The organism is Mucilaginibacter sp. A5337 (assembly GCF_059690695.1).
Window position 1 is genome coordinate 760,085 of the sequence record NZ_JCAWEC010000004.1, and the last position, 25,213, is coordinate 785,297.

General features: G+C 43.1%; 20 protein-coding genes. 10 read left to right on the forward strand and 10 right to left on the reverse strand.

The window, feature by feature from the left end; genetic code table 11:
- The first annotated feature begins 113 nt into the window (after window positions 1–113).
- Window positions 114–554: a hypothetical protein gene (locus AC59JO_RS17130; protein WP_497306701.1), complete on the forward strand. Its 441-nt coding sequence runs from the start codon at window positions 114–116 to the stop codon at window positions 552–554.
- Here the strand turns inward: AC59JO_RS17130 and AC59JO_RS17135 are convergent.
- Genes AC59JO_RS17135 through kbl form a run of 6 tightly spaced genes read right to left on the reverse strand, consistent with a single transcriptional unit; the run spans window position 551 to window position 4,486 of the window.
- Entirely contained in the window at window positions 551–1,132 is a 582-nt protein-coding gene (locus AC59JO_RS17135) for a TetR/AcrR family transcriptional regulator (RefSeq protein WP_091220479.1), read from the reverse strand. The two genes, AC59JO_RS17130 and AC59JO_RS17135, sit on opposite strands and share 4 nt — an antisense overlap.
- Window positions 1,132–1,545, reverse strand: coding sequence for a Rieske (2Fe-2S) protein (locus AC59JO_RS17140; RefSeq protein WP_413669528.1), 414 nt, complete (start codon window positions 1,543–1,545; stop codon window positions 1,132–1,134). The genes AC59JO_RS17135 and AC59JO_RS17140 overlap by 1 nt, the downstream gene beginning before the upstream one ends.
- Window positions 1,542–2,576 (reverse strand): phenylalanine--tRNA ligase subunit alpha, encoded by a 1,035-nt coding sequence (gene pheS, locus AC59JO_RS17145; RefSeq protein ID WP_413669527.1) that lies wholly within the window; start codon window positions 2,574–2,576, stop codon window positions 1,542–1,544. The genes AC59JO_RS17140 and pheS overlap by 4 nt, the downstream gene beginning before the upstream one ends.
- Window positions 2,576–2,986, reverse strand: a complete 411-nt coding sequence (locus AC59JO_RS17150) for a type II toxin-antitoxin system VapC family toxin (RefSeq protein WP_413669526.1) — start codon at window positions 2,984–2,986, stop codon at window positions 2,576–2,578. Before AC59JO_RS17150 ends, pheS begins: the two co-directional genes overlap by 1 nt.
- On the reverse strand, window positions 2,983–3,255 hold the full coding sequence (locus AC59JO_RS17155) for a DUF6364 family protein (RefSeq protein WP_413669525.1): 273 nt from the start codon (window positions 3,253–3,255) through the stop codon (window positions 2,983–2,985). Before AC59JO_RS17155 ends, AC59JO_RS17150 begins: the two co-directional genes overlap by 4 nt.
- A gap of 40 nt (window positions 3,256–3,295) precedes the next feature.
- Entirely contained in the window at window positions 3,296–4,486 is a 1,191-nt protein-coding gene (gene kbl / locus AC59JO_RS17160; protein WP_497306705.1) for a glycine C-acetyltransferase, read from the reverse strand.
- A 130-nt stretch (window positions 4,487–4,616) separates the two neighbouring features.
- On the opposite strand from kbl, the gene AC59JO_RS17165 reads away from it, so the two are divergent.
- From AC59JO_RS17165 to AC59JO_RS17205, 9 genes are all read left to right on the forward strand, one after another.
- Window positions 4,617–7,097, forward strand: a complete 2,481-nt coding sequence (locus AC59JO_RS17165; protein WP_497306707.1) for a DUF5686 and carboxypeptidase regulatory-like domain-containing protein — start codon at window positions 4,617–4,619, stop codon at window positions 7,095–7,097.
- 173 nt (window positions 7,098–7,270) lie between these two features.
- Window positions 7,271–8,227, forward strand: coding sequence for an oxygen-dependent tRNA uridine(34) hydroxylase TrhO (gene trhO / locus AC59JO_RS17170; RefSeq protein ID WP_413669522.1), 957 nt, complete (start codon window positions 7,271–7,273; stop codon window positions 8,225–8,227).
- Window positions 8,228–8,345: 118 nt separating this feature from the next.
- Window positions 8,346–11,240 carry a ligand-binding sensor domain-containing protein gene (locus AC59JO_RS17175; RefSeq protein WP_497306709.1) on the forward strand — a complete coding sequence of 965 codons (2,895 nt, stop codon included), beginning with the start codon at window positions 8,346–8,348 and terminating at the stop codon, window positions 11,238–11,240.
- A 261-nt stretch (window positions 11,241–11,501) separates the two neighbouring features.
- Entirely contained in the window at window positions 11,502–14,528 is a 3,027-nt protein-coding gene (locus AC59JO_RS17180) for a SusC/RagA family TonB-linked outer membrane protein (protein ID WP_413669520.1), read from the forward strand.
- Between the two features lie 11 nt (window positions 14,529–14,539).
- Window positions 14,540–16,024, forward strand: coding sequence for a RagB/SusD family nutrient uptake outer membrane protein (locus AC59JO_RS17185; RefSeq protein ID WP_413669519.1), 1,485 nt, complete (start codon window positions 14,540–14,542; stop codon window positions 16,022–16,024).
- A gap of 19 nt (window positions 16,025–16,043) precedes the next feature.
- On the forward strand, window positions 16,044–16,919 hold the full coding sequence (locus tag AC59JO_RS17190) for a LamG-like jellyroll fold domain-containing protein (protein ID WP_413669518.1): 876 nt from the start codon (window positions 16,044–16,046) through the stop codon (window positions 16,917–16,919).
- A gap of 64 nt (window positions 16,920–16,983) precedes the next feature.
- Window positions 16,984–18,648, forward strand: coding sequence for a glucoamylase family protein (locus AC59JO_RS17195; protein ID WP_497306712.1), 1,665 nt, complete (start codon window positions 16,984–16,986; stop codon window positions 18,646–18,648).
- A gap of 20 nt (window positions 18,649–18,668) precedes the next feature.
- Window positions 18,669–20,021, forward strand: a complete 1,353-nt coding sequence (locus AC59JO_RS17200; RefSeq protein ID WP_497306714.1) for a glucoamylase family protein — start codon at window positions 18,669–18,671, stop codon at window positions 20,019–20,021.
- Between the two features lie 103 nt (window positions 20,022–20,124).
- On the forward strand, window positions 20,125–20,922 hold the full coding sequence (locus AC59JO_RS17205) for a carboxylesterase family protein (protein ID WP_497306716.1): 798 nt from the start codon (window positions 20,125–20,127) through the stop codon (window positions 20,920–20,922).
- A 518-nt stretch (window positions 20,923–21,440) separates the two neighbouring features.
- On the opposite strand, the gene AC59JO_RS17210 is transcribed toward AC59JO_RS17205, so the two are convergent.
- The 4 genes from AC59JO_RS17210 to AC59JO_RS17225 all read right to left on the reverse strand — a co-directional run bounded on the left by AC59JO_RS17210 (window position 21,441) and on the right by AC59JO_RS17225 (window position 24,898).
- The gene (locus AC59JO_RS17210; protein WP_497306718.1) at window positions 21,441–22,583 is read right to left on the reverse strand and encodes a hypothetical protein; all 1,143 of its coding nucleotides are present in this window, start codon (window positions 22,581–22,583) and stop codon (window positions 21,441–21,443) included.
- 93 nt (window positions 22,584–22,676) lie between these two features.
- Window positions 22,677–22,892 carry a DUF2442 domain-containing protein gene (locus tag AC59JO_RS17215; RefSeq protein ID WP_112572358.1) on the reverse strand — a complete coding sequence of 72 codons (216 nt, stop codon included), beginning with the start codon at window positions 22,890–22,892 and terminating at the stop codon, window positions 22,677–22,679.
- Window positions 22,893–23,071: 179 nt separating this feature from the next.
- Window positions 23,072–23,797 carry a YebC/PmpR family DNA-binding transcriptional regulator gene (locus AC59JO_RS17220; RefSeq protein ID WP_091220508.1) on the reverse strand — a complete coding sequence of 242 codons (726 nt, stop codon included), beginning with the start codon at window positions 23,795–23,797 and terminating at the stop codon, window positions 23,072–23,074.
- A 147-nt stretch (window positions 23,798–23,944) separates the two neighbouring features.
- Window positions 23,945–24,898, reverse strand: a complete 954-nt coding sequence (locus tag AC59JO_RS17225) for an NAD-dependent epimerase/dehydratase family protein (protein ID WP_413669513.1) — start codon at window positions 24,896–24,898, stop codon at window positions 23,945–23,947.
- Between the last annotated feature and the right edge of the window lie 315 nt (window positions 24,899–25,213).

Below are 25,213 nucleotides of genomic sequence, written 5' to 3' on the forward strand. Positions count from 1 at the left end.
TGTACAAATATAATATAAAGTACTTTGTATTTCAAAGTTTATGTTCTGTTTTTTATTTGCGAATCGCAATGTCAATAATGTTAGGTTATCATTTTTTGATAGTTTTATACCTGATGAAGAAGACAGATGAATATATGCTGAACCGAATTAAATGGAAAGCTGGCAGGCATGGGATTTATAAAAGATCAAACGGATACACATTTTTCTTCGATGAGCTTCCTGAATCAATAAAAGGGCACTTAAAAACGGATCTTAAAGAATATTTAAGGGGCATTCCCGTAATTTTCTTTTCTAAACCATCAAATCAATGGACTTTGCTTTGCACAAAACGTGTTGTCGGTTATTCGGGTGAAAGAGTGTTCTGTATTGATTTTGAGGATATATTTGAGATTGAAACCTATCCGTTTTGGATAACAAAGAAGAGTAAATTAGATTGGGATGAATTGACAATATCAGATAAACAAAGCAACAGGTATGTGTTTCATACCTACGATGGTTATGACCATAATTTGTTGCATAATATTTTATTAATGTGCTGCCAATTAGTTGCCTAAACCGAAACCGCAGCCTTAACCAAATAAGGCAAAATCTCTTTCTGGAAAGAGACAAAATTTTTCCGTACATCCGAGTCGCTTACTGAAGTAAAGGCGAAGCTGAATACAATGCTTTTACTGCACTTGATCAAAAAGCGTAAGCGTTGCTGGTAAGTTTCGTGCTTGCGAATGCCCGGTAACTGGATAAATGATGCCATGAGCAGTTCTTCGAGTTCGTTGGAGAGGTTTTTTAAAAAATCCTGTGAATTGGTTGATTCGCGGATAAAGTCCCAACCGATAAACTCGTTACAAACGGTGTAGGAGAGGCGGCAGGTTTTCATGATGAGGTTGTTGAGGTAAGCCTCTTCATCAATATCGTTTGAATTGACTTGTACCAGGTCATCAACACTGGCTTTGATGTAATCCATCAGCAGCACGTGTAACACGGCCTCTTTGCTGTCGAAGTATTTATAAATAGTTGCCTTGGCAATTTTAGCCTTTTTGGCAATCTCATTAACACTGGTTTTATGGTAACCGAATTTGCGGAAAAGTTCCTGCGCCGCCCGCTTAATACTATCTTTTATTTTATCGGCTTCCATTAATTAGTTACTTGAATTTCAAACTGGGTAACGGCTACCCTATATGATCTTAATGCCTTTGTTGCCGGGGCTTTTACCGGTGTGCCATCTTCAAGGCTAAATTTTGAACCGCTGCAGGGGTCGGTTACTGTAAAGCCCGTATTATCAATTGTTACTGCACATTTTTTTTCGGGCTGATAACTGCTGCACCTGTCATAAGCTGCATAAGTGCCATTCACTTTACGGTAAATGATTAGTCCGGCCACACCATAACCATTAATCGCAACTGCACCGCCCGAAACATTTAATGGGCTCAATGCCGGTGTACCCAATGCTGCCTGGAAATTTACAGGTACACTTGGTACGTTATCAGTTGATTTTCCGCACGAAAAGCAACTGATAACTACCAGTAATATTATTGCGAGTTTCCTCATAACATTTCTGTTTGGAACTGTTTAAGGAAACGTACGTCGTTCTCTGAGAACAGGCGCAGATCGCGGATCACATATTTTAGGTTGGCAATACGTTCCATACCCATACCAAAGGCAAAGCCGGTATATTTTTTACTGTCGATACCGCAGTTTTCCAAAACGTTGGGATCTACCATGCCGCAGCCTAAAATCTCTACCCAACCGCTGTGCTTACACATATTGCAACCGGCACCGCCGCAAATGGTACATGAAATATCCATCTCGGCCGATGGTTCGGTAAACGGGAAGTACGACGGGCGGAAGCGAACCCTGGTGCCTTCGCCATAAAGCTCCTGAACGAAGTGGTAAAGGGTTTGCTTCAGATCTGAGAATGATACATTCTCATCAACATATAAACCTTCAACCTGGTGGAAAAAGCAATGCGCACGGGCCGAAATAGCCTCATTACGATAAACCCTGCCCGGCATAATAGCGCGGAACGGTGGTTTGCCTGCTTCCATCATCCGTACCTGTACCGATGAGGTGTGGGTACGCAGGGCGATATCATCTTTGCCATTATTCTTTTTAATGAAGAAGGTATCCTGCATATCACGTGCCGGGTGCTCATCCGGGAAGTTCAGGGCCGAGAAGTTATGCCAGTCGTCTTCAATTTCCGGGCCTTCAGCAACAACGAAACCTAAGCGCTTAAAAATATCGATGATCTCGTTACGAACCAATGATAACGGATGGCGTGAGCCAACAGTAAAGCCATCGCCGGGTAAAGTAAGGTCAAGATCATTGCCTTTGCTTTGCGGGCCTGAGCCAATGTTTTCTTTCAGTTCGTTATACTTAGCCTCGGCCAGTTGTTTAAACTCATTAAGTACTTTACCGAAAGTGCGTTTCTCTTCCGGACTAACACTTTTAAACTGCTCAAAAAGGTCTTTAATAATACCCTTAGTGCCTAAAAATTTAATACGGAACGCTTCCAGTTCGTCGGCATTGGCAGGCGAAAAGGCATTGATCTCGGCGGTATATTGGTCTATCTGAGCTTGCATTATAATGTATTTAAAAATTGTTCGGCTGTTAAAACCGGTATTGTTGAGTTTTTATAGTCTTTTATATTTCGGGTGATGATTAGATCTACTCCCGCATTTTTGGCGGCAAAATATTGAACGGCATCTTCAAAATCTTTAAAGTCCGAAGCTATCGCATCATTTATAGTTGTGGCGTCTTCGCCTAACACCCGTAGCTGTTTCGACAGTAATTTTATAGCTTCGATCGCGGTTTCTGCTCCTAAGTGTTTCTTTGTAAAGTAGTGAACATTAATGAGGGTATGTACCGCTGTGCAAAAATTATATCCGCTATCTATGGGTAACGATAGAATTTGTGCAGATGCGCTATAAAAGGTCGGCCTATTTAAAATAACGTCAAGCAAAACATCTGAATCAATAAAGGCCAATTTCATAAGCCGTATTTTTCATCGAGATGCTTATGGTACTCTGCTTTCGCGTCAAAATCAGGAGTCGGCGTTTTTGATAGTGTTAGTTTTTTAACCCAATCTGCTATTTCTATAGTTTTTACGTTTGTCTTAGGCTCTTCAATAGCAGTAACGCTGGTTGTAACCCTTTTTAAATAACGTTCAATTAACTTAGACAGATTGGTATGCGTTTCATCGGCATAAAGCTCTGCCTGTTTTAAAACATCCGGCTCAATATCTAAAATTAACTTTGCCATAACTTTCAATTGTCAAAACACAAAAATACGACAAATTACCTTATTTTAATACTCCCAGCTCCTTACCCACCTTGGTAAATGCTGCAATAGCCTTATCCAGGTGGTGCATATCATGCGCTGCTGAGATCTGTACCCTGATCCTCGCTTTGCCTTGCGGAACAACCGGGTAGTAAAAACCGATCACATAAATACCTTCCTCAAGCATTTTTGCAGCAAACTCCTGGGCCAGCTTGGCATCATACAACATCACTGGGACTATAGGATGCACGCCAGGTTTAATGTCAAAACCAGCTTCAGTCATTTTTTTACGGAAATATTGCGTATTGGTTTCCAGTTTATCGCGCAGTTCGGTGGTTTCGCTCAACATATCCAGTACAGCTATTGATGCTCCTGTAATGGCAGGTGCTAACGTATTCGAGAATAAATACGGACGTGAGCGCTGGCGCAACATATCAATGATCTCCTTACGCCCCGATGTAAAACCACCCGACGCGCCACCTAAAGCTTTGCCCAATGTACCCGTAATGATATCAATCCTGCCCATAACATTATGGTGTTCATGCGTACCACGACCGTTTTTGCCCATAAAACCTGAGCAATGACTCTCATCGATCATTACCAGCGCATTGTATTTATCGGCCAGGTCACAAATTTTATCCAGTTGAGCAATAGTACCATCCATGCTGAAAGCACCATCGGTTACAATAATGCGGTGACGTAATCCCAGTGTAGCTTTCAGTTTTTCTTCCAGGTCGGCCATGTCATCATGTTTATAGCGGTAACGCTGGGCTTTGCACAGGCGTACACCGTCGATGATCGAGGCATGGTTCAACTCGTCAGAAATAATAGCATCCTGATCATTAAACAATGGTTCAAACACGCCGCCGTTGGCATCAAAAGCTGCTGCGTAAAGGATAGTATCTTCAGTGCCTAAAAATTCGGCTATCTTCTTTTCAAGTTCTTTATGAATATCCTGTGTACCGCAAATAAAGCGTACAGATGATAAGCCATAACCATGGGTATCCATTGCCGCTTTGGCAGCTTCAATCACTTTGGCATTGCCCGATAGGCCCAGGTAGTTATTAGCGCAAAAGTTAATTACTTCGGCACCGCTTTGCACCGTGATATCGGCACCCTGTGGCGAGGTAATGATCCGTTCTTTTTTGTATAACCCTGCGTTTTCAATTTCGGTTAGTTCCTGCTGTAAAACCGGCTTTAGTGTGTTGTACATAGCGTGCGTGTTTTAAAGGGTACAAAATTAAGCATTCGCGGGCATTTGGTTGGGTTTATTAAACCTTAAATAATTATTAAGTGAATAATAAAACATTTTTAGGCCATAACACATTACCCATAAGTAACATATGAGAAAATATATACTACTATTAATCACTGCTTTCAGCGTAATAACAGCCTCTGCACAGCAATCACTTTTAACAGGGAAGATAACCGATAAAAATGGACAGGTTATCCCGTTTGTTTCTGTTTATATCCGCAATTCAACATACGGCACCACCGCCAATGAAAACGGTATTTACCAGCTTAAGCTTAATCCGGGTACTTACAATGTGATTTATCGCTATGTTGGTTATACCGAAAAAATTGAAGAGGTTACGATAGCCGATCATGATCAGGAACACGATGTACAAATGGCCGACGAGGTGTTTGCCACCGGCAGGGTAGCCGAAACTTACCGCAAAAATCGTGATGCTGCTGATACTATCATGAAGCAAGTGTTAAAAAAGCGAAAATACTATATCGAGGAAGCCACGTCATACTCATGCGCAGTTTATATTAAAGGGGTACAAAAGTTATTGAGCGTACCTAAGTCATTGTTGGGGCAGGAGGTAAGGAAAACCCTCGATCTGGATACAAACGGTCGCGGTATCCTCTATCAATCCGAATCACTGTCCGAATACAATTTTCAGAAACCCAATAAGGTTCGGGAAATTACAATTGCCAACCGCATGGCAGGCCAGAATACTGCGTTCGGTTATAAAAAAGCCTCCGACTTGCAGGCCAATTTTTATCAGAATGTATTTATCATCAACGGATTGGCAACAAGAGGCTTCGTATCGCCGGTTGCGTCATATGGTCCCCGGTTTTATAATTACAAATTGCTGGGAACCTCTGTTGAGAACGGGCATACTATTCATAAGATCCACATAACCCCTAAACGCGGTCATGGCCAGTATTTTCAGGGCGATATTTATATTGTTGACGGCGACTGGCGCATTTACAGCATTGACCTATTTGTTGAAAATAAAACAAGCAATCTTAACCTGGTTGATACTTTAAAGATCAGGCAGCAGTATGTTGCCATTACCGATAGTGTATGGATGCCGGCATCAACCCAATACAATTTTAAAGGGGCCGTTTTCGGATTTAAATTTGGCGGTTATTATGCTGCTGTTTATAATAACTATAAAATCAATCCAACTTTTCCGGATGATTTTTTTACCGGCGAGATCTTAAAAATTGACACAGTAGCAAACAGTAAAAAGCCCGATTACTGGTCTAACTCGCGGCCTATACCCTTAACTGCATTTGAAGATCGTGATTACAAAAAAAAGGATGCCTTTGAAGAATACAAAAAGACAGATACCTACCTTGATTCGCTTCAGCATCATAAAAATCATATTAATTATCCGGGTTACCTGATTTTTGGCTATGCGGCCAGCAATAAAAGCGCCAGGGACTCATTATACATCTTCCCGTTTATACAAACCTTTTATTATAATACGGTTGAGGGTTTCGGCATTAACGCCAAAGTGAGTTATATTCGCACCATTGATGATTTTCATTCATTAACAATTACACCAGCCTTACGTTATGGTTTCTCCAACAAGGTCTTCAGCGCCAACATGGGGATCGACTATAAGAATGACCCTTTCCATAATGCTAAGTTTTATGCCGATTTTGGGAGCGATGTGCTCGACCTTAATAATGTCGGTACGCGTTCGTTATATTTCAATACGCTGAGTACCCTTCTTAGCGAGAACAATTACGTTAAATATTACCGTAGCCACTATGGCGATTTTGGTTATCAGCGCGAAATATTGAATGGTGTGTTTTTAAAAGGGGGGCTTTCTTATTCCAGCCGTTCACAATTGTATAATACATCTTTCAGTAAGATAAAGGATATTAAAGATCGCCAGTTTACATCAAATAATCCGTTAGCTCCGCCGGGTACCCCGGCCGATGATCATTCCTTCCTGTTCCCGGATAACCAGGCATTAGTATTTAATGCGACGGCTACTTTTACGTTCGATCAGCGGTACGAAACCAGGCCTACAGGTAAGTTCAATCTGCCATCAAAATATCCAACGTTAACGGTAAACTACCGTAAAGGATTTAAAAACATCATTGGTTCGGATGTAGATTATGATTTTGCCTCTGTCGATCTTTCGCAGGACCATATCCGTGTGGGCCTTTCCGGCTATTCATCATTCAAAGTATCAGGCGGAGGTTTTTTCAATAACAACACCCTGTACTATATGGATTACAATCACTTTTTAGGTAACCAGGGTACCACTTTCGATCCTACCTATGTGGGCAGCTTCCATTTCCTGCCGTTTTATACCTACAGCACCAACGGTGCATTTTTAGAAGCACATTATCAGCATAATTTTGCAGGTTCGTTATTTAACCGCATCCCGCTGTTAAGAAAATTGAAGCTTGAAGAAATCATCGGCGCCAACTATCTCACCACCAAAAACAACCGCAATTACCGCGAGTTTTACGTAGGTGTGCAGCGCCTCATCTTCCGGGTTGATTATGGTATCTCCTATGCCGGCGATAAAAAATACATCCAGGGCTTCAGGATCTTTTACGGGATAAGATAGTATTTCAGTCCGGAAGTCGGAAAGTCCGCATAAGTCCGAAAGTTTTTGAGTAGCCATTTTAATTGCTGAAATTCTACTTACGGACTTTCTGACTTCAGACTTTCGGACTACGAACAAAGTTCGTATCTTTGCGCCGCTCATTTAACACTGTTTGCAGCAGTATCAATGATTTTATGGAAATGTATAATACCCTACTATACTATTGTTATTCAACAATAGCTAATGCGGAGCAATTTGCTGCCGATCATTTAAAATTTTGTAAAAGCTTAGGTTTAACCGGGCGCATTATTGTAGCCGATGAAGGTCTTAATGGTACTGTTTCAGGATCTGTTGAGGCTTGTAAAACCTATATGGATACCGTACACGCCGACGAACGTTTCGCCAAAACCGAGTTTAAGATCGATGAGGTAGATACACCATCGTTCGTGAAAATGCACGTACGTTATAAATCAGAGATCGTACACTCAGGCTTGCGTGATCCTAACGTTATCGACCCAAAACAAAAAACAGGCAAACACCTGGAGCCGAAAGAGTTTTTGGCGATGAAGGACAGGGATGATGTTGTTGTATTGGATGTTCGCTCAAACTATGAGCATTCTTTAGGCAAATTCAAAAACGCCGTAACCCTTGATATCGATAACTTTCGTGATTTTCCGGCTATGATCAATGAGTTGGCGCAATACAAGGATAAAAAGATCCTTACTTACTGCACCGGTGGTATCAAATGTGAAAAAGCTTCGGCATTGCTTTTGCACGAAGGTTTCCCTGAAGTATACCAGCTGCACGGCGGTATCATTAAATATGGCAAAGAAGCAGGTGGCGAGGATTTTGAAGGCAAATGTTATGTGTTTGATAACCGCCTTTCGGTTGATGTGAACAGCGTTAACCCGGTTGTTATTTCAACCTGCTTAAATTGCGGTAAAACCACGCCTAAAATGATCAATTGTGCCAACCCGGAGTGTAATGAGCATTTTACCCAATGCGACGAATGCGGAACCGCTATGGATGGCTGCTGCAGCGAAGAATGTAAATCTCATCCGCGCAAACGTGTTTATGATGGCACCGGGTATTATGTAAAAGTACCTCAACCAGTAAACGTGAGCAAAAGCAAGTTGCAACTGGCCGATTGAAATTAGCTAAATCCAATAGATGATACGAAGCTTATCCGCAAGGGTAGGCTTTTTTCTTTTATCGGGCTCAAACATTACTTTCGTAACTTGATTACATTAGCATCATTTTATTTTAACCATGCGTAAACCCCTGTTAGTTTTTATTTACCTGCTTTGTTTTTCGGTTTGGCAAACATTTGCGGTTGATATTAAGAGCATAGGGGTTCCGTATGTGCAAAATTATACCAAGGCCCTTTACCAGTTTGGTAATCAAAACTGGTCGGTAACGCGCGATGAGCATGGCATTATGTATTTTGGTAATGCACAGGGCCTGCTTGCTTTTGACGGTAAATACTGGCAGCAGTACCATATGCCTAACGGGTTAATAGTGCGGGCGGTAACTGCCGATGGTAAAGGAAAAATTTATGCAGGCGGTTATGGTGAATTTGGCTACTGGGAAAATGACGACAAAGGTTTTTTAAAATATACATCGCTCGTAAACCTGGTACCTAAAAAGTTTTTGCCCATAAATGAGGAGGTTTGGAAGATCTATTGCGAAAAAGACAGGATCTTGTTCCAGGCTTTCGGCTCCATCTATATTTACTCAAATGGGAAGATCGAAGTTGTAAAAACGCGACAGCCTTACCTCTTTCTCTTTAAAGCGGGCAACCGCTTTTTTATAGAGCAGCTGTTAAAAGGACTGTTTGAGCTTAAGGGCTCAAAGTTAGAGTATGTAAAGGGCAGCGATATTCTTGGTGGAAGTGGCGTATTGTCTATCCTGCCTTTTCAGCATAATAAATACATTATTGGTACGGCCAAAAGTGGTTTGTTTATTTACGATGGGGAAACTATTAAACCCTGGGCCAATCAATGTAACGACTTTTTAAAAACTTATCAGCTTAATAACGGGGTGGCTATTGCAGGCAGATATCTTGCTTACGGAACCATTCTTAACGGCATTGTAATAGTTAATACCGCGGGTAGGGTAGTACAACACATTAACAAAGCCAGCGGCATGCAAAACAATACGGTATTGAGTTTATATACCGATACAGAGCAAAATCTTTGGGCAGGACTTGATAATGGGATCGACCGTATTGAGGTTAACTCACCATTGTATTTTTATTTTGATAAAACAGGCAAGTTCGGTACCGTTTACGCCAGTATTATTTTTGATAAGAAGATCTACCTCGGCACTAACCAGGGCTTGTTTTACAGCGATTGGCTACCCGAGAGTAACAAAGGGCCTTTTCAGTCATTTGATTTTAAGCTGATCCCCGGTTCACAGGGGCAGGTGTGGGACCTTTCCCTGCAGGATGGGCGACTGCTGTGCGGCCACAACGATGGTACTTACCAGGTAACCGGTAGCTCAATAACTAAGATCTCGGATATCACGGGCGGCTGGACCATCAAAAAAATAGCTCCGGATATGCTGATCCAGGGTACTTACACGGGCTTGGTCATCTATAAAAAAGATGCGGCGGGGAACTGGCATTTTAACCATAAACTGGCCGATTTCGGCGAACCCTCGCGCTACGTTGAACGGGATAGTAAAGGGCAGATCTGGGTAAGCCATGCTTATAAAGGCATCTATAAGCTTTCCCTCAGCGCCGACCAAAAAAAGGTTGTATCACGTGTTTATTATGATAAAAGTTATGGCCTGCCTGGTAGCTATAATATCAATGTATTTGACCTGGACAACCGCATCGTTTTTTCATCCGATTCTGGATTTTATGTGTATGATGATATTACTGATCGTTTTTACAAATACCAGCAGCTGAATAAAAAGCTGGTTACGTTTGCCACTTCAAGCAAAATCATAAAAGCTATAGGCAAAAAGTATTGGTTCATTAACCAGGGCAGGGTTGCCCTTGCCGATCTTTCGGTGCCGGGGAAATTAACTATCGATACCAATCGCTTCACCATACTAAGCGGGCAAATGGTGCAGCATTATGAAACCATAAACCGCATTAATAACTCAACTTACCTCATTAGTGTTGATGACGGCTTTGTAATACTCAATGATGATGATGCATTGCGCGGTAGTAGTATCAATATCCCCAGCGTACTCATCAGGCGGGTTGAGAATGTGACCGATAAGGTATCATTAATAAGCGAGGATGGTTTTAGCAAAGATGCAATTGAAATACCCTACGCCCAAAACAACATCCGTATAGCTTATTCGTTGCCGTATTTCAGGCAGGCTAAGATCAAATTCCAATATTATCTCGACGGTTATTCGCACCAGTGGAGCGATTGGACATCGCAAAGCCAAAAAGAGTTTACCAACCTCGATCAGGGTACATATCATTTTAAGGTACGCGCCAAGATCAATGATCAGCAGGTATCGGCCGAAACCGTTTTCACCTTTACCATATTACCACCTTGGTATGCCGGCAAGATAGCCATGGTTTTTTATCTGCTGTTGATCGTACTGTCATATTACATCATCAGGCATTATTATCGCCTTAAACTAAAGCGTCATCAGCAGCACATCCACCAGAAACTTCAAAAAGAGAAAGAAGAGTTTTTAAAGCAGGAGGCTATCGCCAATGAGCAGCACATCATCAATATAAAAAATGAGCAGCTGCAGGCCGATCTGGCCAGCAAAAGCCGTGAGCTGGCAAACTCGGCCATGAACATTGTTTATAAAAATGAACTGCTGCAAAAAATAAGCGATGAACTCGGGCACCTTAAAGACAGCAGTGGAAAAAAACTTGCCGACGAGCAATTGCGCCGCATCCAGAAAGTGATTGATGAAGGCATGAGCGATGACCGCGACTGGAATATTTTTGAGAACAGTTTTAACGAAGCGCACGAAAATTTCTTTAAGAAACTCAAAGCGGGTCATCCCGACCTGGTGCCAAATGACCTTAAATTATGCGCCTACCTGCGCATGAACATGAGCAGTAAGGAGATGGCATCGCTGCTTAATATTTCATTGCGTGGTGTGGAGATCCGGCGTTACAGGCTCCGTAAAAAGCTCAATCTGGAGCATGATAAAAACCTTACCGAGTTTCTCATCGAGTTATAACACTACATCATTACCTCTCATGATGCTATTTCTGCACAAGCCCGGCATAGCGGTTTGTGTAGTATGTCATATATACATTTTATGTATATAAATATCTTATTTTCAATATTTTATAAAATAATAAAATAACTTTTGAGAAAGTATTTTTATGATGATGTATTAATGTTGAGTATCAATATTTGTTAAGAAAGCATTATCTGTTCAGCTTTGTAGAATAATAAACCAATTATTTCTAATCCGCTTTTTATTTAATTAACCACTATGAAAAGAATTTTTACTATTTCAGGGTTGATGTTATTGCTTCTTTTTTCCATTGACGCTGCGTTTGCACAAAACGTTACAGTAAAAGGAAAAATTACCGACGCCGCCACCGGCGAAGCCCTGATAGGCGTATCGGTTCAGGAAAAAGGAACAACTAACGGAGCCCAAACAGATGTTAACGGCCTTTACTCCATTAAGGCATCAAAAAATGCAATCTTAACCATTACTTATATCGGTTATGCAACCAAGTCTGTACCCGTAAATGGACAAACCACATTGAATGTAACATTACAGGCACAAGCCAATGAACTGGCGCAGGTTGTTGTTGTTGGTTACGGTACCCAACGTAAGCTTGATGTTACGGGCTCCGTTGCATCAGTAAAAGGTGCTGATATAGCAAAGCAGGCTTCTGTTAACCCATTAAGTGGTTTACAGGGTAAAGTTGCCGGTGTGCAAATTACCAACAGCGGCGCGCCAGGTTCATCACCATCAGTTAGCATTCGTGGTTTGGGTACTGTTTATGGTAATGTAAGCCCGTTGTTTGTTGTTGATGGCGTTTGGTATAACGATATCAGTTTCCTTAACCCGCAGGATATTGAAAATATATCTATCCTTAAAGACGCATCAAGTACGGCAATTTATGGTATCCGTGCTGCAAACGGTGTTGTATTGGTAAGTACTAAAAGAGGTTCAAAAGGCAAACCGGTTATCAACTATAACGGATATGCCGGCTGGCAGTCTGTTACAAACCAGGTTAAGATGGCCAACGCAACTGAATATGCAACTGCTATAAACGAGTTGTATACTTACAACAACATCACACCGGTATTATTCAACGATCCTGCAAGCTTTGGTAAGGGTACCGATTGGTATGCTCAGATCTTGCGTGATGCATTTGTAACCAGTCACCAGGTAGCAGTTAGCGGTGGTACCGATAAAATGACCTATAACTATTCATTCGGGTACCTTGACCAGGATGGTTTGGCAAAAACAAACAACTACAAACGTTATACCGTTCACTTATCAAATGATTTTAAGCCGGTAAAAGCGCTTAAACTTGGATACACACTGAACGGGCTTGCCGGTAAATCAAACGACGTAGACGGCGGCATTTTTCATGAGTTATTTGGTGTTGCGCCTACATTGCCTGTATTTTATAAAGATGGTGCTTATGGCGATCCGAATGATTACCACACAGGTGATGGTAACAACTACAATCCGCAGGCAACACTTGATTTCTATAATCAGAAATCGCGTAACCTGCGCCTTACTTACAATGCTTATGGCGAGGTATCGTTTCTTAAAAACTTTAAATTCAAAACAAGCTTTGGCGGCGATATAGGCCAAGCTGAGGTAAGAGGTTACACTCCGGTTTATTACGCTACACTGGCTCAAAAAAGCCTGAATTCAAACCTTGATGTGAACCACACTGAAACCCGCAACTGGATCTGGGAAAACACGCTGACTTATGACGTTAAAATAAAACAACATAAGATCACTGCGTTATTAGGTTACAGTGCGCAAAATAACCGGGCAAAACAATTGGATGCACATGCACAAAATGTACCTTATGCAAGCAGCGGTAGTCAGCACAGTTCGTTTCCTGATACTACAAACGTAACCTATTACCGCGATCCTGCGCAACAGATCCATACCCGTGCGGTATCACAATTTGCCCGTGTTAATTATTCATTTAACGATAGGTATCTGCTTAATGCATCTATCCGTCGTGACGGCGCTTCGCAGTTTTATGGTAACCATACCTATGGATATTTCCCTTCGGTGGGCGCCGGCTGGGTTATTACCAACGAGGATTTCATGAAAAATCAAAAAGTGTTTAGTAATCTGAAGCTTCGCGGAAGCTGGGGTAAGGTGGGTAACTCTGTAGTGCCTATTAACCCTACTCAGCAAACGGTATCATCTGATCCTTATCTGACTTATATATTCGGTAACCCGCAAACAGCCGCCCAGGGTTCAAGTATCAATACCGTAGTGCCTCCAACCATTGTTTGGGAAAAAGCGGTAGCTACAGATTTTGGTATCGAAGGTGCAATTTTAGATAACAAATTATCGTTTGAGGCCGACTATTATAACAGGGAAACCCGCGATGCAATATTCGCTATTCCTATCCCTTCATCATTAGGTACTACCGGAAGTAACCTGATAGGTAACCAGGCCAGCATCCGTAACCGCGGTTTTGAGTTCCTGGTAGGCTGGAAACAACAAGTCAATAAAGATTTTTACTTCAGCGTAAGTGCAAACCTTGGCATCAACAACAATAAAGTGTTAAGCGTATTGAGTGGTAAAAACCCGATTTATCAGGGAGGTAACGGCATAGCAAACGGCCAGCTGGCTACACGTACCGTTGTTGGTGAGCCAATAGGCGAGTTTTATGGCTACAAGGTTACCGGTATATTCCAAACTGCGCAGGAGGTAGCTGCCTCTAAACAAACAACAGCACATCCTGGTGACTTTATTTACCAGGACACTAATAATGATGGTGTAATTGATAGTAAAGACCGTGTGGTATTGGGCAGCCCGCTTCCAAAATATAATTACGGTATCAACACTTCGTTCACTTACAAAAACTTTGACCTGGCTTTAGATTTTCAGGGAACGGCAGATGTTAGTGTTTATAATGCCAACATAGCCTATCGCTTTGGTAACGAAAACTTCACTAAAGATTTTTATGATCACCGCTGGCATGGTCCGGGTACTTCAAATACCTACCCGTCAGTAAACGTTGGTGCTACTGATAACGCTAAACCAAATTCATTTTATGTAGAAAGCGGCGCTTATTTCAGGCTTAGAAATGCTCAGTTAGGTTATACCCTGCCTGGCAGCCTGTTGAGCAAATGGAAAATACAACGCGTAAGGTTGTATGCCAATGCACAAAATGCGCTCAATTTCTTCGGTTATAAGGGCTTTACTCCTGAAGTAGGTGGCTCGGTTGGTAGCATGGGGATCGATGCCAGCGTGTATCCGCTTTACGCTACTTATAATTTTGGTGTTAACGTTACTTTTTAATCAATATAAAGATGAAAAACAGTAAAAAAACTATATTGCACAAAGCCGTTATTTTAGGTTTTATTGCAACTGCTATATCATTTCAAAGCTGTAAAAAAAGCTTTTTAAATGTGGACCCGGCGGGTAATCAGGCCGCCACACAATTCTGGAAAACACAGGCAGATGCTACTGCCGCGGTAGGTGCTATGTATGCTAACCTGCACGAGTGGAAAAACATTGCCTTTGCACCAATTGCTGTTGAAAGCATGGGAGCAGATGACGTTGAAAAAGGGAGTAGTCCTACTGATGCTACCTTTATGAATAACTTTCATAACTTTTCGGCTACAGCCGGTGAAGGTCAGGTTGCTGATTTTTGGGCGGGGCAATACCAAACTATCAACTTCGCCAACCAGATCCTGGGCAATGTACCAGGTATCAACATGGATGAATCGTTGAAAGCAAGGTATCTTGCCGAGGCAAAGTTTATCAGGGCCTATGCTTATTTCAGGCTGGTTAGGGCTTTTGGTGATGTTCCATTGCGTTTAAGCCTGCCAAAAAGCGCTACTGATTATAATTTGCCGCGTACAGCCAAGGCTCAGGTTTGGGCTGCTATTGAAACCGATCTGAATGATGCCGCCGGTGTTTTGCCTCAATCATACAGCTCGGCAGATATAGGTCATGCTACCAAGGGGGCTGCTTTAGCTCTGCATGCAAAAGTAGCTTTGTATCAGAAAAAATGGAACGATGTAGTTACCTACACAACTCAGGTGATGGGCATGGGTTATTCATTGTATCCTGATTATGAGCAAATGTTCCGCACAACGCACAAAAACAACCAGGAATCAATCTTCGAGATCCAATGTATGCTTATCCCTAATAATCCTGCGGCTTCTAACTCCCAATATTCACAAGTTCAAGGTGTGCGGGGGGTAACCGGTGGCGGCTGGGGCTTTAATGTGCCTTCGGCCGATTTGGCTGCTGCCTATGAAACCGGTGATCCGCGCCGTGATGCTACTATTATATTCAGGGGCGAAACAACACCCGAAGGTGATAAGATCCCGGCCGATGGTGACAATCCGATGTATAACCAGAAATCATACGTACCATTTGCATTGTATGTATCAGGTTTTAATGAGGGCTGTCAGCAAAATAAAATTGTTTTGCGCTACGCAGAAGTATTGTTGATGAATGCGGAAGCCAATAATGAGTTGGGTAATTCGGGGGCGGCGTTAACATCGCTTGAACTGGTACGTGCACGGGCAAGGGGCGGCAATGCAGCTATACTGCCAAAAGTTACCACAACAGAGCAGGCTGCTTTACGCACCGCTATTTACAAAGAAAGACGGGTTGAGTTTGCTATGGAGTTTGATCGCTATTTTGATGTGATCCGTCAGGGACGTGGTACTGAAGTATTCGGTTCGCGTGGCTGGAAAGCAGGTAAAAACGAAGTATGGCCGGTTCCTCAAACCGAAATTGATTTGAGCGCAGGTACATTGACACAAAACCCGGGTTATTAATCTATCAAATTCAACAGCGATGAAAAAAATTAACAAATCACTTAAAGTTATGCTCCTGGTGGGTGCAGCTGCGAGTTTAACTATAACAGCATGTCATAAAGGTTTTGATCCTAAAACCTATGCACCTTCAAAACCATTGCCAACGTTTGGTGGCTACAGCAGTAGTAAGGATATTGAACCTTCAAGTCTTGTTGCTTATTTTCCGTTTACCAGTAGTTTAGCTGATAGTCTTACAGGCGCTACAGGTGTTGCTACCGGAACAAGCTTTGCTAAAGGGCTTAACGGTAACGGCCTTAAAGGAGCCGATAAAGCTTATGCACTTTATGATACGCCAGCGGGAATTAAAGGATTAAAAAGCTTTACTACCAGCTTGTGGGTAAATATGCCTCAAAATACTGCTGCTATCGGATTATTGGATCTTCAAAATAGCCAGGCCGGTGACCCCGGTTTCTGGGGCAGCCTTGCCATATTTTTTGATAATGGCGGTTCTTCAACCAAAGGGGTACTTAAGGTGCACGCTTATAACAAACCGGGGGTTTCAACCGGTATTGATGGCTGGGAAGGCGGCTATAGTGTTGACAATCCCTGGAATCAATGGATCAATATTACTGTAACTTTTGATGAACCAAGCTCAACAATATATGTTTACTATAACGGCGCACAGGCCGGTAAAAATACAGTTGCAGGTTTTGCACCTATAGATTGGAGTAAAGCATCAAAAATGGTTTTCGGAACACTGCAATTTCAAACAACGCCCTCGCTTACTATTAGCACGGGCGCACAGGACTGGGCAGGCTTTGTTACCGGTACTTTAGATAATATCAGGTTTTATAACAAAGCGCTTTCTGCTTCACAGGTCTCGGCTCTATATAATCTCGAAAAATTAGGAAGATAATACACAGTTGATTTGATTTAGGTTGTCCTGCCCAAAAGGCAGGCAACCTTTTTTAAGCACCGGAATGAGGAAATTTAAGAACAGTTGGGCGTTGGGGGCAGTTTTTTTGTTTTTTACCTGTGGTAAAAGTTCAAAAAATAATCCTGATCCAGTTACGCCTGTGCCATTTACCTTTAGCGCGCTTAAAGTTAACGGCCAGTCCAATGGTTTTAGCTATTCCAATGTAAATACAAAGCCGGCTATCGCCATTTCATTTTCAACTCCGCTTAGCCAAACTTCGGTAACGGGCAGTGTTAGCGTTGCTACCAAAGGCGGAGCAGCGGCAGCTTATAGTGTGACTTTTCAGCATCACGACAGCACAGTTGTAATAACGCCAACAGGTCTTCAGCCCATTACGCAATATTCGCTTAAAGTTTCAACAGCGTTAAAGTCTGCAAAAGGCAGTAACCTGCAATCGGCGCTTGAGGTGCAGCTCACCACTGCTATTGACAGCACGGCTAAGTTTCCTGCCATAACCGATGAACAGCTGCTTGATCTGGTTGAAAGGCAAACACTCAAGTACTTTTACGATTTTGGGCATCCCACCAGCGGCCTTGCCCGCGAGCGTAATTCGTCGGGCGATGTAGTTACTTCGGGCGGTTCGGGTTTTGGTATTATGGCTATCGTTGCCGGTATAAGCCGGGGTTATATTTCTTATGCCGATGGTTTGGCCCGGATGCAGAAGATAGTAGGCTTTTTAAACACCAAAGCGCAAAAATTTCATGGTGCTTTCCCACACTGGTTAAACGGGGCTACCGGTGCTGTTGTGCCTTTCAGCGCACAGGATAACGGTGCCGATTTGGTGGAGACATCATACCTGATGCAGGGGCTGATCACTGCCCGTCAATATTTCAGTTCGGCTAATACAGCCGAAACGCAGTTGCGTGCAGATATTAATACTTTATGGAGCGGTGTGGAATGGGATTGGTTCAGGCAAAATGACCAGAATGTATTGTATTGGCATTGGAGCCCCGATCAGGGCTGGGCCATCAATATGAAAATAACCGGTTGGAATGAGGCCCTCATCGTTTATGTACTTGGTGCCTCGTCAACAAAACACAGCATTCCAAAGTCAGTTTATGACCAGGGATGGGCGGGTAGCGGCAGTATTAAAAATGGTAAAAGCTTTTATGGCGTTACCCTTCCGCTCGGGCCTGACAGGGGCGGGCCGTTGTTTTTTGAGCATTACTCTTTTTTGGGTATTAACCCAACAGGTTTAACAGATGCATATGCCAATTACGAAACGCAAACCAAAGCTCACGCCATGATCAATTATAATTATTGTGTGGCAAATCCCCTTGGTAATGGCGGTTACAGCGCTAATTGCTGGGGACTAACAGCAAGTGATATTGAAGGTGGATATACAGCAAGCTCTCCAACCAATGATGTGGGAGTAATTGCACCTACTGCTGCTATTGCTTCATTGCCCTATACGCCAACGCAATCAATGGCGGCCCTGCATTTTTTTTACTACACACTTGGCGATAAGTTATGGGGACAATACGGCTTTTACGATGCTTTTAATTTAACAAATCCCTGGTTTGCCGATTCATACCTGGCGATTGATCAGGGACCTATTGTGGTTATGACCGAAAATTACAGAAGCGGCCTGCTCTGGAGGCTGTTTATGAGCGCGCCTGAAATAAAAAAGGGAATGAAAAATTTAGGCTTTAGCGGGCCGAACTTATAATGTGATTAATGATATCTTAAATGAAAAAACTAATATTACCCTCTTTGCTAATGATACTTGCCCTGAGCGCTTTTGCCCAAAAGGCGGCAAAAAAAGCAGAAGATGGCATTAAGCCGGTTGGCATTATCAAAAACCTTACAGACAGCGCCCTGCTTGATGTAGTGCAGCGCCAAACATTCCGCTATTTTTGGGATTTTGGACACCCGGTTAGCGGCCTGGCCCGTGAGCGCAGTAACACTTCTTTTGACTACGGAAATGAGGTGGTAACTACGGGAGGTTCTGGTTTCGGCATTATGTCGCTTATTGTGGCCGACAGTCGCAAGTGGGTTTCCCATGAACAAGCGGTTGACCGTATGGTGAAGATCGTTAACTTTTTATACAAAGCCGATGCTTTTCACGGTGCTTTCCCGCACTGGTTAAACGGTGAAACCGGTAAAGTGATCCGCTTTGGCCGTAAGGATGATGGGGCTGATATTGTGGAGTCGGCTTATCTTTTTCAGGGTTTGTTATGTGCAAGGCAGTACTTTACTGCCGATGACCCCAAAGAACGCCGGATCCGTGACGTGATTAACTGGATGTGGGGCGAAATGGAATGGAGTTGGTTTACCCGTGATGGCCGCGACTACCTTTACTGGCACTGGAGCCCTAACAATGGCTGGGCCATGAATTTCCCTATTCACGGCTTTAATGAGTGTTTGATAACTTATGTGCTGGCGGCATCGGCACAACGTTACCCGGTTAGCGCTGACGTATATCACCGCGGATGGGCGCAAAGTGATTTCTTTAAGAATGGAAGAACCTTTTATGGCTTTAAATTGCCCTTAGGTTTTGATTATGGCGGTCCGCTGTTCTTTTCACAGTATTCGTTTCTCGGTCTTAACCCCAAAGGCTTAAAAGATGAGTATGCCGACTACTGGGAGCAAAATAAAAATCATACATTGATTAATCATGCTTACTGTGTTGATAACCCCAAAAAGTTTAGAGGCTACGGCGAAAATTGCTGGGGATTGACTGCCAGCGATAACTTTGAAGGATATAACGCACATTCGCCAACTAACGACCTGGGTGTAATTACACCAACGGCGGCGCTCTCGGCATTTCCATATACTCCGGAATATTCGATGAAAGCATTACGCCATTTTTATTACGACCTGGGTGATAAGATCTGGGGCGAATATGGTTTTACCGATGCTTTCAGCGAATCGCATAACTGGTATGCAAACTCTTATTTAGCTATCGACCAGGGGCCGATCGTTGTGATGATTGAAAATTATCGTACCGGTTTGTTATGGAAACTTTTTATGAGCTGTCCTGAAGTGCAGGGAGGCTTGAAAAAGCTTGGTTTTGAAAGCCCGGCAATTGCAAAAAATTAATTCGGCATAAAAAAATAAACAAAAGGCCGTTAAAGAGGTTAAATTTGTTTTGAAGCAACAGCGATATTCACGCAGGTTATAAAACAGAGAAGCATTTTAACCCATGATCAAAATAATACGAATCACAGGAATGCTAAGCTTGCTCTTAGCATTCTCTTTTTTAGCCAAATCCCAAAATTTGACCTCGTTTGACAGGGGCAGCTTTATCTTTAAAGTGGATACGCTGCCATATCGTATTTTATTCCCAAAACATTTTAACCCGGGACAGAAGTATCCTTTGTTGTTTGTGTTACATGGCTCGGGTGAACGTGGAAACAATAACGAATCGCAGCTTGCTTACGGAGCACAAAGGCTTTTGCAGGATAGTGTGCGCGAAATTTATGAGGCCATTGTAGTTTTCCCGCAGTGCCCGGCAAAAAGCTACTGGAGTAATGTGAAGCAGGTTACCGATTCGGCCACCAATAAGCGCAAATTCATTTTCCAGGAAGATGCCCCGCCAACCATGGCTATGATCATGCTGATGGGGTTGGTGGACCAGTTTTTAGATAAGCCTTTTGTAGATAAACACCGGGTTTACGTAGGTGGGCTCAGCATGGGTGGTATGGGCACATTTGAGATCATCGGTCGCGAACCCAAGATCTTTGCGGCTGCTTTCGCTATCTGCGGAGGCGATAATACCCTGAATGCAAAAAAGTATGCCAGGAAAGTTCCGCTCTGGATCTTCCACGGTAATAATGACCCGGTAGTACCGGCAGATCATTCGCAGGTAATGGTTGATGCTATTAAAGAAGCAGGAGGGACACCAAGGTTTACCTTATATCCCGGTGTCGGGCACAACAGCTGGGATAACGCTTTTAATGAGCCTGATCTGTTGCACTGGCTGTTTTCTCATAGTAAGTAGGAGGGTTCGGCCAGAGGCCGGGGGATAGTTACCACCCGGCAGGAGCCGGGCGGTGGCGGAATACAGAAAACCATGTCATTGCGAGGAGGAACGACCACAGGTGTTCGGAAGATTTTTTAATTCCCTCCTTCGGGAGGGGTGCGGCAGAGTTGTGTAGTAGCAGGGAGGGGTTTATGCGCTATTTTAATCGAATAAACATATCGGCGAAACCCCTCCCTACACCTCCCAGGGGAGGGAATCGCACAATCCTGAACTTTTTATTTTCTTCCGAACACTTATGGAGAAACGATAAAGCAATCCATGCTGTACAGGGCGGCTATGCTATAATTATGCTAAACGAAGTTGTCTTAAATAAAAATGTCATTTCGATTGAGCAGGGGAAGGCAATAGCGTTGGGGCGAGTGAGAAATCTTATACGCCAAGCAAGTCCGATCAGCACGCGGGCTCTGCAGGGCGTATAAGATTTCTCACTCGTTCCTCGTATCGAAATGACAATAAGCTTGTTGATAAGAAACGGCCTATTCTTCCCCCTCTGATTTCTTAGGAAGGTTCTTGGCGTTGAAGCGTGGCTTAAATCCCAATTTAGGTGCAGGTGCTTCCGTTGCCGGCGACTGAGTTTCCTCAGTTGGCTTATCCTCTTTTTTATCTTCCGGCGACGCTTCAGGGGCTTTGGGCTTCATTGTGGCTGCGTTAAATCGCGGCTTAAAGCCAAGCTTTGGTGCAGGAGTTTCAGAAGCAGGCTTTTCTTCTTCAACGGCTGGCTGCGAAGATTCGGCTGATGATTTTACCTCTTCAACCGGTTGTTCCGGTTCTGCCGGTTTGGGTTTCATCATAGCCGCGTTAAAGCGTGGTTTGAACCCCATTTTAGGTGCAGGTGCTTCGGATGCCTGTGGTTTTGGCTCTTCAGCAGGTTTTTCTTCTTCAGCAGCTGCTTCGCTTTCTACGGGCTTTGGTTTTACCATAGCCGCATTGAAGCGCGGTTTAAAGCCCATTTTAGGTGCCGGTGTTTCTGCGGCGGGGCTTTGAGGTTCAGTAGTCGCCCCTTCTTCTTTTTTATCTTCTGCCGGCGCTTCTGTTTCTACGGGTTTCGGTTTTACCATACCGGCATTGAAGCGGGGCTTAAAGCCCATTTTAGTCGCGGGTATTTCCGAGGCAGGAGTTTGAGGTTCTGTAGCCGCAGCTTCCTCTTTTTTACCCTCTGCCGGTGCCTCTGTTTCTGCAGCTTTTGGTTTTACCATGCCTGCGTTAAAGCGTGGTTTGAACGCCGGTTTCGGCGAAGTTTCTGCCGATGGGGGTTCCAGTGTTGCCGGTTCTGTTGACTCCTTTTTAGGCTCTTCAACAGGAGGCACTGGTTTTGGTGCTGCCGCTGCACGGAACTTCGGTGTGAAACCAATTTTGGCCGCTGTGCCGGGTTCTATCAAACTTTCGGTAATGGTTTGTTCGGCAAGTGGGTTTTTGATGTGTACCTTTTCGGTTTTCACCTCAAGCGGAATAGGGAACTGCCTCCTGAGTTTATTAAACCAGTACTTTTTGGTATGGTCGAAACTTTTTTCACCCATCTGTTCAAAATGGTCTTTAAATTCAGAAAACAATGCCGGTTCGCCTTGTTCAAGCGCTGCAAGGTCAATTCTTTTCTTCTTTAAAAATTCTTCAAAAACCATTAGTCAATTTGAAAATTAGTGAATTTGAAAATTTGAAAATGCCGGTTTGATTTCTCATTTTCAAATTAGCACATTTTCAAATTTTCAAATCAATTATAGGGTTACGTCCACATCCAGCTTATTAAACCGGATGCCTTTTTCGGTCTGGCTCCAGTCTTCACGTTCCTCGTCGGTAGCGTTAAGTAACTTCGGAAACCATTCTAATGGGAAAGCCTGGGGTTTGCCACCGTCGGTTTCAACAAAAAGAAGCCCGTTAGCAAAAGTTACTTTTACTTTCCGTTCGCCTTTTCGTGTGTTTAATAATGGCATGATATAAATTTAAAAATTTTTTAATTTGAAAATTTGAAGATGCTTTGCCCCAAGGTTATTTTCAAATCTTCAAACGGCTACATTTTAAACGGCTCATATTAAATTGAAAATTTGAAGATGCCTTACTCAAGATTATTTTCAAATCTTCAAATTAACACATCTTCAAATTAAGAGATCTATTATTCCGCCATATTGTGGTAAACCGCCTGCACGTCGTCGTCCTCTTCCAAACGGTCAATCAGTTTCATGATATCGGTAACCTGTTCTTCGTTAACAGCATGGAATGATTGCGGAATACGCTCCAATTTGGCCGATTTTACTTCGATGCCCAGTTCTTCCAATGCTTTTTGCATTTTACCAAAATCTTCAAAAGCTGTATGGATTACTGCAATATCGTTGCCATTTTCATCCGCTTCAACAAATATTTCTTCCAGCCCGGCATCAATCAATTCAAATTCAAGCTCTTCAAGGTCGCGGTCGCCAGGTTCAAAAGTAAATACCGATTTACGGGTAAAGATAAAATCAAGCGAGCCTGTTTTACCTAACGAACCACCATATTTTGTAAAGTAACTGCGTACGTTGGCTACGGTACGGTTGGTATTATCTGTAGCGGTTTCAACCAAAACAGCAACGCCGTAAGGCGCGTATCCTTCGTAAACAAGCTCTTCGTAATCTTTTTCATCGCGGCTGCTGGCGCGTTTAATAGCTGCCTCAACACGGTCTTTAGGCATGTTTACAGCCTTGGCGTTTTGTACTGCAGTACGTAAGCGCGAGTTGGTGTTAACATCGCCGCCGCCGGCTTTTACAGCCATTACAATTTCCTTACCTAAACGGGTAAACTGCACCGCCATTTTGGCCCAGCGCTTAAACTTTCTTTCTTTGCGGAATTCAAATGCTCTTCCCATGTTTTTTTAGTTCATTGTTCATGGTTGATAGTGATAGATCAACCTTGTTGTTTTACAAAGCTTTGCCCTATAAAGACAAGGCGGTAAATATAATATTTATATAACGATAGATAAAAACCTTTAAATTTTATCCTTTCGCCTTTAACCTTAAATTATCGTTTTCAAATTAGTCAGCATATCTGCTACCATTTTAGGCAGGTCATACTCCAGTTTCCAGCCCCAGTCGTTTTGCGCGTAACTATCATCTATTGATTTTGGCCAGCTATCGGCGATGGCCTGTCGCGGATCATTTTCGCTGTAGCTGATCTCAAATTTAGGGATCAGTTTTTTGATCTCTGCTGCCAATTGCTCAGGCGTAAAGCTGATGCCTGCAAGATTATATGATGACCGGATGCTGATCTTTTCGGCGGGTGCGTCCATCAAACTGATGGTTGCCCTGATGGCATCGTCCATGTACATCATGGGCAGGGCGGTACCTTCGGCTAAGAAGCTTTCGTAGCAGCCGGTTTTTAAAGCATGGTGAAATATGTGTACAGCATAATCGGTAGTGCCACCGCCTGGGTTAGCTTTCCAGCCTATCAGTCCAGGGTAACGGATACTGCGTACGTCAAGACCATATTTATTAAAGTAGTATTCGCACCAGCGTTCGCCGGCCAGTTTACTGAAACCATAAACCGTGTTAGGGTCCATCACACAATACTGCGGTGTATTATGCTGTGGTGAATGCGGACCGAAAACGGCTATTGAGCTTGGCCAGAAAACTTTATTTACTTTAAATTCAACCGCAAAATCAAGTACATGCAGCAAGCCGGTCATGTTCAGGTCCCAGGCCATTTTGGGTTTTTGCTCGCCTACGGCGGATAGTATGGCAGCTAAAAGGTAAACCTGCGTGGGGCGGTGTTTATCAAATATGTGGTGCAGGTTATCTTTATCAAGTACATTGATCAATTCAAAGGGGCCGCTGCTGCCACGCATAGCATAGGTGGGACTGTTAATATCCGAAGCTATAACTGCTTCGGCCCCATGTATATTTCTCAAAGCCATTACCAGTTCGGTGCCGATCTGGCCATTGGCGCCTATCACTAAGATCTTTTCGCTCATGCAATTTTGAGTTTACCGCGCAAAGGTAGGGTTTTTAAGTGAGTGGTTGATTGGGTTGGATTAGGTGAATAGTTGTTTTTGTTTTTGGGGATTACGCCGATTGATTTTTGATTACACCGATTTTTTTGTTTGACAGTTGGTTGAATAATAGCGGATGCTGCGTTAGCGATAGTAGCGGATACCGGCCAATGTCATTAAGTTAAGAGTATTAGAGGCTGCACCAGAGGTGCAAAAGGTTTGTCTTGTCCGGAAATGGGTTTACATTAAAGTAAACACAGTGGAAAAGATCATTATTAAAGAACATCGACATTACCC

Excerpts from the sequence above, each read along its gene's own strand:
- AC59JO_RS17130 (WP_497306701.1), top strand. The coding sequence starts at position 114 with ATGAAGAAGACAGATGAATATATGCTGAACCGAATTAAATGGAAAGCT.
- AC59JO_RS17135 (WP_091220479.1), bottom strand. The coding sequence starts at position 1,132 with ATGGAAGCCGATAAAATAAAAGATAGTATTAAGCGGGCGGCGCAGGAA.
- AC59JO_RS17140 (WP_413669528.1), bottom strand. The coding sequence starts at position 1,545 with ATGAGGAAACTCGCAATAATATTACTGGTAGTTATCAGTTGCTTTTCG.
- pheS (WP_413669527.1), bottom strand. The coding sequence starts at position 2,576 with ATGCAAGCTCAGATAGACCAATATACCGCCGAGATCAATGCCTTTTCG.
- AC59JO_RS17150 (WP_413669526.1), bottom strand. The coding sequence starts at position 2,986 with ATGAAATTGGCCTTTATTGATTCAGATGTTTTGCTTGACGTTATTTTA.
- AC59JO_RS17155 (WP_413669525.1), bottom strand. The coding sequence starts at position 3,255 with ATGGCAAAGTTAATTTTAGATATTGAGCCGGATGTTTTAAAACAGGCA.
- kbl (WP_497306705.1), bottom strand. The coding sequence starts at position 4,486 with ATGTACAACACACTAAAGCCGGTTTTACAGCAGGAACTAACCGAAATT.
- AC59JO_RS17165 (WP_497306707.1), top strand. The coding sequence starts at position 4,617 with ATGAGAAAATATATACTACTATTAATCACTGCTTTCAGCGTAATAACA.
- trhO (WP_413669522.1), top strand. The coding sequence starts at position 7,271 with ATGGAAATGTATAATACCCTACTATACTATTGTTATTCAACAATAGCT.
- AC59JO_RS17175 (WP_497306709.1), top strand. The coding sequence starts at position 8,346 with ATGCGTAAACCCCTGTTAGTTTTTATTTACCTGCTTTGTTTTTCGGTT.
- AC59JO_RS17180 (WP_413669520.1), top strand. The coding sequence starts at position 11,502 with ATGAAAAGAATTTTTACTATTTCAGGGTTGATGTTATTGCTTCTTTTT.
- AC59JO_RS17185 (WP_413669519.1), top strand. The coding sequence starts at position 14,540 with ATGAAAAACAGTAAAAAAACTATATTGCACAAAGCCGTTATTTTAGGT.
- AC59JO_RS17190 (WP_413669518.1), top strand. The coding sequence starts at position 16,044 with ATGAAAAAAATTAACAAATCACTTAAAGTTATGCTCCTGGTGGGTGCA.
- AC59JO_RS17195 (WP_497306712.1), top strand. The coding sequence starts at position 16,984 with ATGAGGAAATTTAAGAACAGTTGGGCGTTGGGGGCAGTTTTTTTGTTT.
- AC59JO_RS17200 (WP_497306714.1), top strand. The coding sequence starts at position 18,669 with ATGAAAAAACTAATATTACCCTCTTTGCTAATGATACTTGCCCTGAGC.
- AC59JO_RS17205 (WP_497306716.1), top strand. The coding sequence starts at position 20,125 with ATGATCAAAATAATACGAATCACAGGAATGCTAAGCTTGCTCTTAGCA.
- AC59JO_RS17210 (WP_497306718.1), bottom strand. The coding sequence starts at position 22,583 with ATGGTTTTTGAAGAATTTTTAAAGAAGAAAAGAATTGACCTTGCAGCG.
- AC59JO_RS17215 (WP_112572358.1), bottom strand. The coding sequence starts at position 22,892 with ATGCCATTATTAAACACACGAAAAGGCGAACGGAAAGTAAAAGTAACT.
- AC59JO_RS17220 (WP_091220508.1), bottom strand. The coding sequence starts at position 23,797 with ATGGGAAGAGCATTTGAATTCCGCAAAGAAAGAAAGTTTAAGCGCTGG.
- AC59JO_RS17225 (WP_413669513.1), bottom strand. The coding sequence starts at position 24,898 with ATGAGCGAAAAGATCTTAGTGATAGGCGCCAATGGCCAGATCGGCACC.